The 14,427-nt window shown below is 57.2% G+C and carries 9 protein-coding genes, 2 tRNA genes and 2 rRNA genes; 9 read left to right on the top strand and 4 right to left on the bottom strand.

Translation table 11 applies throughout. From position 1 onward, the window contains the following. The first annotated feature begins 64 nt into the window (after positions 1-64). The 7 genes from PSH79_RS23205 to PSH79_RS23175 all read left to right on the top strand — a co-directional run bounded on the left by PSH79_RS23205 (position 65) and on the right by PSH79_RS23175 (position 7,373). Positions 65-141: transfer RNA gene (locus PSH79_RS23205), tRNA-Ile, on the top strand. A gap of 31 nt (positions 142-172) precedes the next feature. Continuing rightward, positions 173-248: transfer RNA gene (locus tag PSH79_RS23200), tRNA-Ala, on the top strand. A gap of 249 nt (positions 249-497) precedes the next feature. After that, positions 498-3,391, top strand: a 23S ribosomal RNA gene (locus tag PSH79_RS23195). 151 nt (positions 3,392-3,542) lie between these two features. Further along, a 5S ribosomal RNA gene (gene rrf, locus PSH79_RS23190) occupies positions 3,543-3,658 on the top strand. A 149-nt stretch (positions 3,659-3,807) separates the two neighbouring features. Beyond that, on the top strand, positions 3,808-4,467 hold the full coding sequence (locus tag PSH79_RS23185; RefSeq protein WP_305439802.1) for a paraquat-inducible protein A: 660 nt from the start codon (positions 3,808-3,810) through the stop codon (positions 4,465-4,467). Then, positions 4,454-5,077 carry a paraquat-inducible protein A gene (locus tag PSH79_RS23180; RefSeq protein WP_305439801.1) on the top strand — a complete coding sequence of 208 codons (624 nt, stop codon included), beginning with the start codon at positions 4,454-4,456 and terminating at the stop codon, positions 5,075-5,077. The genes PSH79_RS23185 and PSH79_RS23180 overlap by 14 nt, the downstream gene beginning before the upstream one ends. Continuing rightward, entirely contained in the window at positions 5,070-7,373 is a 2,304-nt protein-coding gene (locus PSH79_RS23175) for a PqiB family protein (protein ID WP_305439799.1), read from the top strand. The genes PSH79_RS23180 and PSH79_RS23175 overlap by 8 nt, the downstream gene beginning before the upstream one ends. Before the next feature lie 214 nt (positions 7,374-7,587). Here PSH79_RS23175 and mksF read toward each other — a convergent pair whose 3' ends face one another. From mksF to mksB, 3 genes are read right to left on the bottom strand one after another with little or no spacing between them, the layout of a single operon-like run. Further along, positions 7,588-10,428, bottom strand: coding sequence for an Mks condensin complex protein MksF (gene mksF / locus PSH79_RS23170; RefSeq protein WP_305439797.1), 2,841 nt, complete (start codon positions 10,426-10,428; stop codon positions 7,588-7,590). Further along, positions 10,425-11,126 carry an Mks condensin complex protein MksE gene (gene mksE, locus PSH79_RS23165; RefSeq protein WP_305439796.1) on the bottom strand — a complete coding sequence of 234 codons (702 nt, stop codon included), beginning with the start codon at positions 11,124-11,126 and terminating at the stop codon, positions 10,425-10,427. Before mksE ends, mksF begins: the two co-directional genes overlap by 4 nt. Next, the gene (gene mksB / locus PSH79_RS23160) at positions 11,116-12,393 is read right to left on the bottom strand and encodes an Mks condensin complex protein MksB (RefSeq protein WP_305439795.1); all 1,278 of its coding nucleotides are present in this window, start codon (positions 12,391-12,393) and stop codon (positions 11,116-11,118) included. The genes mksE and mksB overlap by 11 nt, the downstream gene beginning before the upstream one ends. A gap of 233 nt (positions 12,394-12,626) precedes the next feature. Between mksB and PSH79_RS23155 the strand changes: the two genes are divergently transcribed. Together PSH79_RS23155 and rimI are read left to right on the top strand one after the other, a co-directional pair. Next, positions 12,627-13,376, top strand: a complete 750-nt coding sequence (locus PSH79_RS23155; protein WP_305444069.1) for an energy transducer TonB — start codon at positions 12,627-12,629, stop codon at positions 13,374-13,376. Beyond that, positions 13,369-13,821 carry a ribosomal protein S18-alanine N-acetyltransferase gene (gene rimI, locus PSH79_RS23150; RefSeq protein ID WP_305439794.1) on the top strand — a complete coding sequence of 151 codons (453 nt, stop codon included), beginning with the start codon at positions 13,369-13,371 and terminating at the stop codon, positions 13,819-13,821. Before PSH79_RS23155 ends, rimI begins: the two co-directional genes overlap by 8 nt. 113 nt (positions 13,822-13,934) lie before the next feature. Here rimI and PSH79_RS23145 read toward each other — a convergent pair whose 3' ends face one another. Further along, the gene (locus PSH79_RS23145; RefSeq protein WP_305439793.1) at positions 13,935-14,339 is read right to left on the bottom strand and encodes a serine kinase/phosphatase; all 405 of its coding nucleotides are present in this window, start codon (positions 14,337-14,339) and stop codon (positions 13,935-13,937) included. Between the last annotated feature and the right edge of the window lie 88 nt (positions 14,340-14,427).

The raw sequence follows: 14,427 nt of genomic DNA, 5'->3' as shown, positions 1-14,427 counted from the left end.
TCCATAAGTTCCCACACGAATTGCTTGATTCATTGAAGAAGACGATAAGAAGCAGCCCGAAATTGGGTCTGTAGCTCAGTTGGTTAGAGCGCACCCCTGATAAGGGTGAGGTCGGCAGTTCGAATCTGCCCAGACCCACCAATTTTGTGTGGGAAACGCCTGTAGAGAATACGGGGCCATAGCTCAGCTGGGAGAGCGCCTGCCTTGCACGCAGGAGGTCAGCGGTTCGATCCCGCTTGGCTCCACCACTACTGCTTCTGAAGTTTTGAAAGCTTAGAAATGAGCATTCCATCATGTGATGATGAATGTTGATTTCTAGTCTTTGATTAGATCGTTCTTTAAAAATTTGGGTATGTGATAGAAAGATAGACTGAACGTTACTTTCACTGGTAACGGATCAGGCTAAGGTAAAATTTGTGAGTTACTCTGAATTGAGTATTATCGAATTTTCGGCGAATGTCGTCTTCATAGTATAACCAGATTGCTTGGGGTTATATGGTCAAGTGAAGAAGCGCATACGGTGGATGCCTTGGCAGTCAGAGGCGATGAAAGACGTGGTAGCCTGCGAAAAGCTTCGGGGAGTCGGCAAACAGACTTTGATCCGGAGATGTCTGAATGGGGGAACCCAGCCATCATAAGATGGTTATCTTGTACTGAATACATAGGTGCAAGAGGCGAACCAGGGGAACTGAAACATCTAAGTACCCTGAGGAAAAGAAATCAACCGAGATTCCCTTAGTAGTGGCGAGCGAACGGGGACTAGCCCTTAAGTGGCTTTGAGATTAGCGGAACGCTCTGGAAAGTGCGGCCATAGTGGGTGATAGCCCTGTACGCGAAAATCTCTTAGTCATGAAATCGAGTAGGACGGAGCACGAGAAACTTTGTCTGAATATGGGGGGACCATCCTCCAAGGCTAAATACTACTGACTGACCGATAGTGAACTAGTACCGTGAGGGAAAGGCGAAAAGAACCCCGGAGAGGGGAGTGAAATAGATCCTGAAACCGTATGCGTACAAGCAGTGGGAGCAGACTTTGTTCTGTGACTGCGTACCTTTTGTATAATGGGTCAGCGACTTATTTTCAGTGGCGAGCTTAACCGAATAGGGGAGGCGTAGCGAAAGCGAGTCTTAATAGGGCGTCTAGTCGCTGGGAATAGACCCGAAACCGGGCGATCTATCCATGGGCAGGTTGAAGGTTGGGTAACACTAACTGGAGGACCGAACCGACTACCGTTGAAAAGTTAGCGGATGACCTGTGGATCGGAGTGAAAGGCTAATCAAGCTCGGAGATAGCTGGTTCTCCTCGAAAGCTATTTAGGTAGCGCCTCATGTATCACTGTAGGGGGTAGAGCACTGTTTCGGCTAGGGGGTCATCCCGACTTACCAAACCGATGCAAACTCCGAATACCTACAAGTGCCGAGCATGGGAGACACACGGCGGGTGCTAACGTCCGTCGTGAAAAGGGAAACAACCCAGACCGTCAGCTAAGGTCCCAAAGTTATGGTTAAGTGGGAAACGATGTGGGAAGGCTTAGACAGCTAGGAGGTTGGCTTAGAAGCAGCCACCCTTTAAAGAAAGCGTAATAGCTCACTAGTCGAGTCGGCCTGCGCGGAAGATGTAACGGGGCTCAAACCATACACCGAAGCTACGGGTATCACCTTCGGGTGATGCGGTAGAGGAGCGTTCTGTAAGCCTGTGAAGGTGAGTTGAGAAGCTTGCTGGAGGTATCAGAAGTGCGAATGCTGACATGAGTAACGACAATGGGTGTGAAAAACACCCACGCCGAAAGACCAAGGTTTCCTGCGCAACGTTAATCGACGCAGGGTTAGTCGGTCCCTAAGGCGAGGCTGAAAAGCGTAGTCGATGGAAAACAGGTTAATATTCCTGTACTTCTGGTTATTGCGATGGAGGGACGGAGAAGGCTAGGCCAGCTTGGCGTTGGTTGTCCAAGTTTAAGGTGGTAGGCTGAGATCTTAGGTAAATCCGGGATCTTAAGGCCGAGAGCTGATGACGAGTCATCTTTTAGATGACGAAGTGGTTGATGCCATGCTTCCAAGAAAAGCTTCTAAGCTTCAGGTAACCAGGAACCGTACCCCAAACCGACACAGGTGGTTGGGTAGAGAATACCAAGGCGCTTGAGAGAACTCGGGTGAAGGAACTAGGCAAAATGGCACCGTAACTTCGGGAGAAGGTGCGCCGGTGAGGGTGAAGGACTTGCTCCGTAAGCTCATGCCGGTCGAAGATACCAGGCCGCTGCGACTGTTTATTAAAAACACAGCACTCTGCAAACACGAAAGTGGACGTATAGGGTGTGACGCCTGCCCGGTGCCGGAAGGTTAATTGATGGGGTTAGCTAACGCGAAGCTCTTGATCGAAGCCCCGGTAAACGGCGGCCGTAACTATAACGGTCCTAAGGTAGCGAAATTCCTTGTCGGGTAAGTTCCGACCTGCACGAATGGCGTAACGATGGCGGCGCTGTCTCCACCCGAGACTCAGTGAAATTGAAATCGCTGTGAAGATGCAGTGTATCCGCGGCTAGACGGAAAGACCCCGTGAACCTTTACTATAGCTTTGCACTGGACTTTGAATTTGCTTGTGTAGGATAGGTGGGAGGCTTTGAAGCGTGGACGCCAGTTCGCGTGGAGCCATCCTTGAAATACCACCCTGGCAACTTTGAGGTTCTAACTCAGGTCCGTTATCCGGATCGAGGACAGTGTATGGTGGGTAGTTTGACTGGGGCGGTCTCCTCCTAAAGAGTAACGGAGGAGTACGAAGGTGCGCTCAGACCGGTCGGAAATCGGTCGTAGAGTATAAAGGCAAAAGCGCGCTTGACTGCGAGACAGACACGTCGAGCAGGTACGAAAGTAGGTCTTAGTGATCCGGTGGTTCTGTATGGAAGGGCCATCGCTCAACGGATAAAAGGTACTCCGGGGATAACAGGCTGATACCGCCCAAGAGTTCATATCGACGGCGGTGTTTGGCACCTCGATGTCGGCTCATCACATCCTGGGGCTGAAGCCGGTCCCAAGGGTATGGCTGTTCGCCATTTAAAGTGGTACGCGAGCTGGGTTTAGAACGTCGTGAGACAGTTCGGTCCCTATCTGCCGTGGACGTTTGAGATTTGAGAGGGGCTGCTCCTAGTACGAGAGGACCGGAGTGGACGAACCTCTGGTGTTCCGGTTGTCACGCCAGTGGCATTGCCGGGTAGCTATGTTCGGGAAAGATAACCGCTGAAAGCATCTAAGCGGGAAACTTGCCTCAAGATGAGATCTCACTGGAACCTTGAGTTCCCTGAAGGGCCGTCGAAGACTACGACGTTGATAGGTTGGGTGTGTAAGCGCTGTGAGGCGTTGAGCTAACCAATACTAATTGCCCGTGAGGCTTGACCATATAACACCCAAGCAATTTGCGTCGAAAGGCCAAGTTGCGGTGTGTGAAGACGAAACGAACCGAAAGTTCGATGTTCACAAAACACCGAAAGCTGTCACATACCCAATTTGCTGAAGCGAGACCAACTGGTCACGACTCAGTACCCGAATTTCTTGACGACCATAGAGCGTTGGAACCACCTGATCCCATCCCGAACTCAGCAGTGAAACGATGCATCGCCGATGGTAGTGTGGGGTTTCCCCATGTGAGAGTAGGTCATCGTCAAGATTAAATTCCGAAACCCCAATTGCGAAAGCAGTTGGGGTTTTGTTTTGCCCGCGGGAAAGTTTTTTACTCGCGACAACGAACAAATTTGCACAGTTATTTTCGAATCAGAACACTAGAATAGCCCCACCTTATTCGGAGCCAGAGCCTTTATGTCAGAGTCGGTTGACGCCCACGGGCTGTCAGATTTACCGCTGGAAGACCTGGTGGCCTGTCACGAGTGCGACCTGCTGATGCGCAAGCCAAAACTTGCCCACGGCGAGAAGGCTCTCTGTCCACGCTGCGGTTACGAGCTATACGCCCACCGCCATAACGTGGTGCAGCGTAGCCTTGCCTTGGTAATCGCGGCACTGCTGCTGTACGTGCCAGCGAACTTTTTACCCATCATGCAGCTCAATCTACTCGGGCAATCGTCGCACGACACTGTCTGGAGCGGTGTGGTCGGTCTGTTCAACACGGACATGCAAGGTGTATCGATCGTCGTATTCCTGTGCAGTATGGCCATACCGTTAATCAAATTGCTCTGCCAGTTGATCGTATTGCTAACGATCCGCTTCAACATCGGTCGCAGCTACGGTTTGTTGCTCTATCGCATTTACCATCACCTCAAAGATTGGGGAATGCTTGAGGTTTACCTCATGGGCGTACTGGTGGCGATCGTCAAACTGGCGGACATGGCGGCCATTACTGTCGGTCTCGGCCTGGTGTGTTTCATTGCGTTGTTGTTGGTACAGGTCTGGCTGGAAGTGGTGATGTCGCCGCATCAGATCTGGCAGGCGTTATCTGGAGAGGATGCTCATGCGGGCGATTGATGCGGGCATTCTGATTTGTACCGAATGCCACGAATTGAACAGGCAGGAAGCGGACACCGATGAGCAAACCTGCACACGATGCGGGGCCTCGGTTCATGCTCGCCGTCCAAACAGTCTGGCCCGAACCTGGGCACTGCTGATCACGGCTGCGATTATCTATATTCCGGCCAACGTACTGCCGATCATGACTGTCAGTTCCTTGGGGCAGGGCGATCCGAGCACCATCATGTCCGGCGTGATCCAGTTGGTGCAGCACGGCATGATTCCAATTGCAGCCGTGGTGTTCATCGCCAGTATCCTGGTGCCGACGTTTAAACTGGTCGGCATCGCCCTGCTGCTGTTTTCGGTGCAGCGGCGTCAGCCGTTGTCCGCGCGTCAGCGCATCTGGATGTACCGCTTTATCGAGTTCATTGGCCGCTGGTCGATGCTCGATATTTTTGTGATCGCCATTCTGGTGGCGGTCGTCAATTTCGGCCGGCTTGCCAGTGTCGAAGCCAATCTTGGCGCCATCGCTTTCGCCACTGTGGTGATTTTGACGATGCTCGCCGCAGTAACTTTCGATCCCCGACTGATTTGGGATAACACGGAGTCGGACGACGACCATGACTGATTTGCCCGTAGCGAAAACCCGACCGGCCTCGAACTGGTCTGCCATTTGGGTACTGCCTCTGATTGCGCTGATCATCGGCGGTTGGCTTGGCTGGCGTGCCTATTCCGAAACCGGTATCGAGATCCAGGTGCGCTTCGAAAGCGGCGAAGGCATCCAGGCCAACAAGACCGAGGTCATGTACAAAGGCATGTCGGTCGGTAAGGTGAAGGCGCTCAAACTCGACGACGAAGGCAACTCCAAGGGGGTGATTGCCACGGTCGAAATGAACAAGGACGTCGGGCAGTACCTCAAGACCAGCACCCGCTTCTGGCTGGTCAAACCAAGTGTGACCTTGGCGGGTATTACCGGTCTGGAAACCCTGGTGTCCGGTAACTACGTGGCCATCAGCCCTGGCGAAGGCGAGCCTGCGCGCAAATTCAAGGCGTTGGCTGAGGAGCCGCCGCTGTCCGACGCCAAACCCGGTCTGCACCTGACGATCAAGGCTGATCGCCTCGGTTCGCTGAATCGCGGGAGTCCCGTGTTCTACAAGCAGATCAAGGTTGGCCAGGTAAAAAGCTACCTGCTTTCCGAAGATCAAAGCACGGTCGAACTCAAAGTCTTTATCGAGCCGACCTACGCCAAACTCGTGCGCAAACACACGCGTTTCTGGAACGCCAGCGGCATCAGCATCGATGCCAATCTGTCCGGAGTAAAAGTGCGTAGCGAATCCTTGGCGAGTATTGTTGCCGGCGGTATCGCTTTTGCCACGCCTGAGAACCGCAAGGACAGTCCACCGACAGATCCAAGCCTGCCGTTCCGTCTCTATGAAGACTTCGATGCCGCCGCTGCCGGGATTCGGGTCAAGGTCAAACTCAGCGACTTCGAAGGCCTGCAGGCCGGCCGCACGCCAGTGATGTACAAAGGCATTCAGGTCGGCAACATGAAAGCGCTGAAGGTTGATCCGGATTTGAACAGCGCCACAGCCGAGCTCACCCTTGATCCATTGGCTGAGGACTATCTGGTCGATGGCACTCAGTTCTGGGTGGTCAAACCGTCGATTTCCCTCGCCGGTATCACCGGGTTGGAGGCGCTGGTGAAAGGTAACTACATCGCCGTACGCCCGGGCGACAAAGGTGCGGCACCGAAACGCGAATTCGAGGCCAGGCCAAAAGCGCCGCCGCTGGATCTGCGCTCGCCGGGCCTGCACCTGGTGCTGTTCACCGATGCCCTCGGCTCAATCGATGTGGGTAGCCCGATTCTGTACAAGCAGGTCAAGGTCGGTTCGGTGCAAAGCTACCAGTTCTCCAAGACCAAGAAGCAATTGGTCATCGGTGTGCACATCGATAAGGAATACGAAAACCTGGTCAATGCCTCGACCCGTTTCTGGAATGTCAGCGGTATCACACTGACCGGAGGTTTGACGGGTGGGATTCAGGTGAAGAGCGAGTCACTGCAAACCCTGATGGCCGGCGGCATCGCTTTCGAAACCCCGCAAGCCAAGGCGCCGTTGCAGAAGCGCATCCCGCGTTTCCGTCTGTTCGCCAACCATGACGAGGCCAATCAGAAAGGCGCCGTGGTGACGATCAAAGTCGATCGCGCAGACGGTTTACGCAGTGGCACGCCGGTTCGCTTCAAGGGACTTGATGTCGGCAAGATCGAAAGTGTCGATCTGACTGATGATCTGCAATCGGTCATCCTGACCGCGCGCATCACTGAAGTGCCGGAAAAAATTGCCCGCGTTGGCAGTCAGTTCTGGGTGGTCAAACCGGAGCTGGGTCTGATGAAGACTTCAAACCTGGAAACGCTGGTCACCGGGCAATACATTGAGGTGCAACCGGCGGCGAAGAACCTTGGCCCGCAGAAGAACTTTGTGGCACTGGCCAATGCGCCGGAAGTGACCAAGCAAGAGGCGGGTTTGAGTCTGGTGTTGAGTGCTGCTCGTCGTGGCTCGTTGAAGCCGGGCGTGCCGGTGACTTACCGCGAAATCACCGTCGGTAAGGTCACCGGTTATGAACTGGGCCAGACCGCCGACCGAGTGTTGGTGCATATTCTGATCGAGCCGAAATATGCGCCGTTGGTGCGTACGGGCAGCCGCTTCTGGAACACCAGTGGCGTGGGTTTCGATATCGGTCTGTTCAATGGTTTGACGGTACGCACGGAGTCGCTTGAGACGGCGATTCAGGGCGGGATAGCTTTCGCCACGCCGGATGGCGAGCGCATGGGTAATCCGGCTCGGGCTGAGCAGACATTCCCGTTGTTCGACAAGTTCGAGGATGAGTGGCTGACCTGGGCGCCGAAGATTTCACTCGGCAAATAGCCGGTAATAATTGGGCGTCTGTGAGGACGCCTTCGCTGGCAAGCCAGCTCCCACAGTGGTCGGCGGTGCTCACACAATCCGTGTTCGACGCAAAACCTGTGGGAGCTGGCTTGCCAGCGATGAAGCCCTAAAAATCAGCACAAACTCAAGCCATGAAAAAGGGCCGCGATCCAAGCAGATCGCGGCCCTTTTTATTGCTATCAGCTAAAGCCGATCAAACCTCATCCAGCTCCGGCTCATCCGCTTCAACATTGAGGGTCGCCTTCACCACATCATGGCGACGGATGTACTTCCAGTCCGCCTCGTCAATGTAGATCCCCGCCGGGCCGCTGCCGCCTTCCAGGTCGATGGCGACACTGGCGCAGACCTGCGGCTTCACGCTCGCCAGAATCGGCACGAAGCCCAGTTGCAGGCTGGTTTCCAGCAGTGCCGCCTGGTTCTTCTCGTCGATGTCCGCTGCCTCGTCGAGGTAGTACGGCAGGCGTACGCGACCGGCCTGATCGCGATCCATCAAGTGCAGCAACAAGTACATGTTGGTCAGCGCCTTGATGGTCATGGTCGTGCCGTTGGACGCCGCGCCGTCGATGTCGGTGTGGATAACCGGCTGGCCGTTGACCTTGGTGATCTCGAACGCCAGTTCGAACAAATCCTTGAGGCCGAGCTGGTTGTGGTTCGCCGCCACCAGCCGTGCGAGGTATTCCTTGGCCTCTTCGTTCTTGTTGTCCTGCTCGGCGCTTTGGCTCAGATCGAACACCGACAGGGTTTCGCCTTCTTCGTACTGACCGGCGCTGTGGATGATCTGATCGATGTGCTTGAGCGCTTCCTTGTTCGGCGCAAGCACGATTCGGAAGCTCTGCAGGTTGGAGACCTGACGCTTGTTGATCTCGCGGTTGAACAGCGCCAGTTGATGTTCAAGGCTGTCGTAGTCGCTGCGGATGTTGCGCAGAGTCCGGGCGATATCGGTGACTGCTGCACGGCGGGCCTTACCGAGGGTCAGGGCTTCGTCGGTACGGTGTGCATAGGCATTGATCAGCAGTGACAGACGGCGCTCCATGTCGTCTTCGCTGTCGAACTTGGCCACGCCTTTGAGGCGCACTTGCGCATACAGCGCTTCGATCTGGCCATCGGCGCGCAGCAAGCCCTGCCAACTGTCCTGATAGTCGTTGAGCAACGGCAGCAAGTTGTCCATCGAATCGTCGACCGGATCCATGAACGGCGTACCGAACGGCAGATCCGCCGGCAACAACTGACGGCGGCGCAGAGCGTCATCGAGGGTGCGTTGCTTGGCTTCCATGTCGGCGATCTGTCGGCCGACCAGTTGCAGCTTGGCCGACAGTTGCTGGACGCGCTCGGTGAACGCATCGCTGGAGCGCTTGAGCTCGTCCTGCGCGCCTTCCATCTGCGCCAGTTGTTCGAGTTTGTCGCCTTCTTCGGCGCTCAGCGTCTGGGTACGGCGGAAGTCTTCCAAGGCTTTCTGCGCATCCAGCACTTGCTGGTACAGCGCTTCGGTCTGGGTCTTGCTCGCGGCGCGATCGGCAGCCACAGCTTGCTGGGTTTTCAGTTGCTTGAGTTCTTTTTCCAGACGCTCTTTCTGATCACGCAGCGCAGCACGGTCGGCCAGCGCTTGCAGGGCCGGCGGCTCGATGTGCGAGATGTCGATCGACAGGCCCGGCACTTCGAAGCGTTCGCCCTTGAAGCCATCAAGAATCAGCTCAACCGATTTGACCCACTCGCCATCTTCGTCGAGGGTGATGCCGTGTTCGCCCAGCGGCAGGCTGAACAGCGCGCTGTTGAACAGGCGCATCAGGCGCTCGACGTCCTGCTGCGAGAATTCTTCGCGCAGGCGCGCATAGCTGTTGTTGTCGGCGTGATCGAGTTGCTGCTTCACCGACTTCAGGCGTTTTTCCAGATCGCGCAGACGCTCTTCCAGATCCTCGGCGCTGAACTGACGGGATTGCGCCAGGGCGCCGGCCAGTTCGTCGTGGGCATCTTTGGCCGCCAGCAGTTGCTGCTCCAGCACTTTGACGTCGTCGACCAGCGCGAAGCGGTTTTTCAGTACCGACAGCTCGCCGAGCCAGCGCTGGATGCCGGAGATTTCCCGCTCCAGACGCATCAGTTCCTGAGTGCCGCCGCGCTGATTGTTTTGCAGCGCATCCTGCTCGCCACGGTAGTGGTCGGCCTGAATGGTCAGCTCTTCTTTGCGCGCACTGGCGTAGTCCGACCAGGTGCCGAGCAAAGAGTCGAGCAACGGCGACAGGCGATGCAGTTTGCCGCGCAGCACGTCGCGTTGTTTCACGCCGTTGGCCAAGGCTTCAACCAATGGGCCAGCGGCAACCAGCGAGTTGTAGTCCTGTTCCATACGGCGCACGTCGCGAAACGCTTCTTCGCACGCGGCGATGTAATCGACGCTACCGGATCGCAGGCTGTGCTCGAAAGCATCCAGGAACAACTGCTTGAGTTTGGCCGCGGTGATTTCGCGCATGTGCAGGAGGTTGATGAACAGCGCGCGGAAGGTCTTCAGACTCTGCTCGCTGGTGGAGCGCAACGGAATCAGAGTCAGATCCAGCGGGATCGACGTGTGACCGCCGACCAGCAAGCGACGCAGTTCATCAGGTTTGAGCTCGTAGGCTTTGAGGCCTTCCTTCTCAAGGTTGCTGAACAGCTCTTTCTGACGCAGGCAGGTGTCGTTTTTCTGGTAATGCGCCAGATCGAGCTTGCCGGCGTAGGCGAAGAACTGGTGACCGAAACCGCCACCCGGGCCGCGACCGACCACGCCGATCACGTGCGGGCCGTGGGGCAGGTTCACTTCAACCAGGATGTAACTGGTGTCGGAAGCGAAGTAGAAACGCCGCGATTGTTCCAGACTGTACTTGCCGAAACTCATGTCCGACATGCGCGCCAGAATCGGGAACTGCAACGCGTTGATCGACGCCGATTTACCGAGGTTGTTCGCGCCGTAGACCGACAAGGGTTCTTCCAGCGGAAACAGGCCGAGGCTGTAACCGGCGGTGTTCAAAAGGGCAAAGCGGCGGATGCCGTAGCGTTCCTGGCTCATGCGTCGGACTCCTGTTCTTCGGCAATGGCGCGGGCCAGTGCGTCTTCTTCGCTTTCTTCGTCAAATTCGCTCAAGTCGAGCGGATCGTCGGTCTTGAGGAATTTGGCTTCGGCGGCTTCGTCGATCAGCACGGGCGCCGGCAGCGGCAGAACGCTGTGGACGCTGGCGGCCAGATCGCGGTCTTGCTGGACCGACAGGCACACGTCAAGGAAGCGGTGCATCGGTGGCAGGAAGCGGTAAACGCCGTTTTCTTCGCCAGCAAAACCCAGTTGCGTCATGCGGCGCATGATTTTTTCTTCCAGCTCTTCAACCGTCTGTACTTCGGCCTGAATGAACAGGTCGCGGTACTTCTCCAGCAGCGACGGCAGTTCTTCGCGGCCGAGGCTGCCGCCGTCGAGCACGGCGATCGGGTCACGGCCCTGGTCGGCCAGATGTTCGACAAGGATGAAAGTGAATAGCGCCAGCCGCTGGGCAGTCTTGTTCACCGCCGCCGCGGCCATGTCCGGCACGAAGTAGTAGAAACCACGGGTGTCGCAGACCAGTTCAAACCCCAGGGCCTTGAACAGCGTGCGGTACTGATCCTGGAAGTTCGACAGTTGCGCGTACAGCTCCGGGTCGCGGCGGCTGACGTGGTAGCCTTTGAACAGCTCGCGGAAGATCGGCGCGAGTTGGGACAGTTCGGAGAGATCAAGATGCATTTGGGATGCTCGCAGAATCCTCGGCGGCGGTGTCGCGGGCCGAGAGCAGGGCGAAGGAGCGCAGGCTGACCTGGTGCTCGTGAGTGTGGTATTCGCGGCGTTCCAGACGCTCGCGCTTGAAGCGTTTTTCCCGCGACAGGCGCGAGAACCAGTAAAGCAACTCGTCGGTGGCGCCGTCTGGTTCCTGCTCCAGCAGCCAGGTCATCAGATCCGGCATCGGTAGGGATTCTTCGCAACGGTCGACCATCTCGCGCACGGTGCGCGGCGCACGTGGCGCCTCGCCTTTCTGAATCTTGTGCGCCTTGGGGAAGCGCGCCGGTTTCGGCTCGAAACGCGCCAGTGCGTAAACGTAGGCTTCGACCTGACTGGCACTGCCGAGGAAGGTGCTTTGCGGGCGGGTGAACAGCGGCATCGCGGCTTGCGGCACGGCGTCGATGCCTTTGCGGCGAATCGCCGCCAATGCGAGTGCGGCGCCACGGGTCACGGCGTTGTGCCGGCGCGCTTCTTCTCGCAGCGGCAGCAGCAATTCGCGGGCGTGACGCAGGGTCAGCTGGGCGCTGGTCTGCATTTCAAGGATGCGCGCGTGAGTGCGCAGCAGCATGTCGTCATCGACCAGATGGCCGAGGCGCTGCTGTTCGCTGAGCATCTTCAGCAGCACGGTTTCGACCTTGCGCACGCCTTGTTCGAAGGCGCCGTCGGCGTTCACCAGATCGATCATCGGCTCGACGTATTCGTCCCAGGTCGCCAGCACTTCGGCGTACCGCTGACGCAACGGAATCTGCCGGTCACTGGTTTTCGCCCGTTCGGCCACGGCCACCAGCGCCTGTTCGTCGTTGTCGAGCTTCTTCAATACGTCACGCACGCGCATATCGAGAAGACGCAACTGACGGGCGAGGTCGTTGCCGTCACGGATGTCGAACGCGTCCTGGATGTAACCGGCCAGACGTTCGAGGTGGCGCAGATAGGCTTCGATTTCCAGGCACAGGCCCAGACGGTGCTCACGGCGCAGGTAGGCGAGGAAGTCGTGGATCTGCGCGTTCAGCTCGAAACGGTTCGGGCTTTTCGCCACGGGCACCAGAATATCGAGGCGAATCCACACGTCGAGCAGGCTGGTGATGTCCTGCGGCGTGCTGTCCAGTTGTTGGGCGGCCAGTTGCGTGCGCAGTTCGTTGAGGCTCAAGGTGCCTTGGTCGAAGTGCTCGCACAGTGGCTCCAGAAGTGCCCAGTGTTCAGCGAGGGCGCGCAAGACGCGCTTGGGTTCGATCATCGGAATGGCCGGCTGGTTGGCGATTAAAAGCCGCGATTGTACTGCATCACGAAGGATGCGATTCACTCTCGGGACGGGCTGTCGCATTTTCTAAGGTAGAGAGCTCAGGCCAAGGCTATCGATCAACAGCAAGCGATCTTGAGCGAAGGGCGTTAGAATCAGCGCACTTTCAGTTATCCACAAGTGGCCGACCTTTGCTTATCGAGTCCCGCCGCCGCGCCTATTTGAACGCCATGCAGGTGGTCAACTGGCTGCCGCGCACCGAATTGCCCTTCGCCGCCCCGTCGCGGCCCGAGCTGCTGGACATGCCCGAGCCTGAGGTTGAGGTTCCGGCGTTGCTGGCACCGCAGGCCGAAGCCCCGGTACCAGTGGCTGCCGCGCGTCCGGCCGAGCGACCGAAGATCGAAGTACCGCGTCCGTCGCTGGCGAGCACCCGCACCGGTGCGAAACCGGTGGAAGAGGTCGACGACACGCCGGTGGTCGCCAAACCGGCCCCGGTGCCGCCACCGCGTTTCGCCCTGCAATTGCTGCGCGCCGGGCGTTGCCTGCTGCTGGTGGAGTTACCCACAGGCGAACCCTTCCAGAGCCGTGATCCCGCCTATTTGCTGCTTAAAGACATGCTGCGCGCCGCCGGTCTGCCGGATGCGCCGCAGATCGTCGGCGAGCCCGTGCGCTGGCCGTGGTTGAATCGCGGCACGATGGATCAGGGCCCGGATGCGGCGCGCGACTTTGTGCAGGGATTCCTCTCGGTACAGATGGAAGCGGCGCCGTGCGCCTGCCTGTGGCTGATCGGCCTGCCGGCGGTGCGTTTTGCCGGTGAAGCGGACGCTGAAGCATTCAATCGTGAATTGCAGATCGAAGGTCTGGGGTCGGCCTGGGCCATTCCCGGTCTGGAATTGTTAATGGAAGAGCCACAGCGCAAGGCCGCTGTGTGGCAAGCCATGCGTCGGCTGATGGCGCGCTGGAAAGAATCGAATGAGTGACGCTGTAACGTTTCGCCCGATGACCGAGGCGGATCTGGAAACCGTGTTGAAAATTGAGTACGCCGCTTACAGCCACCCGTGGACTCGCGGGATTTTTCTCGATGGCCTGGGCAAATACCAGATCTGGCTGATGTTCGAAGGTCAGCAGCAGGTCGGCCACGGGGTGGTGCAGATCATTCTCGATGAGGCGCATCTGCTCAATATCACGGTGAAACCGGAAAATCAGGGGCGTGGGCTTGGGCTGACGTTGCTCGAACATCTGATGTCGCGGGCGTATGCCGCCGAGGCTCGCGAGTGTTTCCTCGAAGTGCGTGACAGCAATACCGCAGCGTTCAAGCTGTATGAGCGTTATGGCTTCAATGAGATTGGCCGGCGTCGGGATTACTATCCGGCTGTTGGCGGGCGTGAAGATGCTGTGGTCATGGCCTGCACACTGGTTGATTGAATGCTGCAGGAGCTGCCGACGGCTGCGATCTTTTGATCTTGACTCTCAAAAATCAAAGTCAAAAGATCGCAGCCTGCGGCAGCTCCTACAGGGGATCGCATGATGGCGGGTGATCAGCGGTTGCCATCAATCGGATCACGGCGCGCCAATTCCGCTTCATCCAGACCATTGCCGCCACCGATGTCATCTTCATCGACCACGCTCAAATCCCAATCCGCCGGATTGTCTTCTCCCGTTTCACCGGCATCCCGTGCCCCATCTTCATGGATCAGCGTTTCCGGGCTCATATCGTCATCAGTCGGCTCGTGCTCAGCATTCGATGCACCTGTGAGGCCAGCCTTACGCACACGCTCCTCAGGCATCAACTGCTCACGCTCGCGCTCGGGCAATTCATCACCGATCTTCGCACTGGGTTGTTCGTCGTCGAAATCGAGCTCATGCACCGATCCCATGCGGTCTTCGTTATCATCGATGGGCTCCGGTTGCACCGCGTCAAAAGGGCGTCGTGAATCAGTCATGGCAAATCCTCATAGTGTGGGCCTTACTAGGTGGACTCACCGGGCACCCGAGAATTCCAATGAAATCACTTGCGGTTCTGGCGTGACC

Source organism: Pseudomonas sp. FP2196 (assembly GCF_030687715.1).
In the GTDB taxonomy this organism is placed as follows: domain Bacteria; phylum Pseudomonadota; class Gammaproteobacteria; order Pseudomonadales; family Pseudomonadaceae; genus Aquipseudomonas.
Note: the sequence above shows the minus strand (reverse complement) of the source record. Positions and strands in the feature narration are given on the sequence as shown.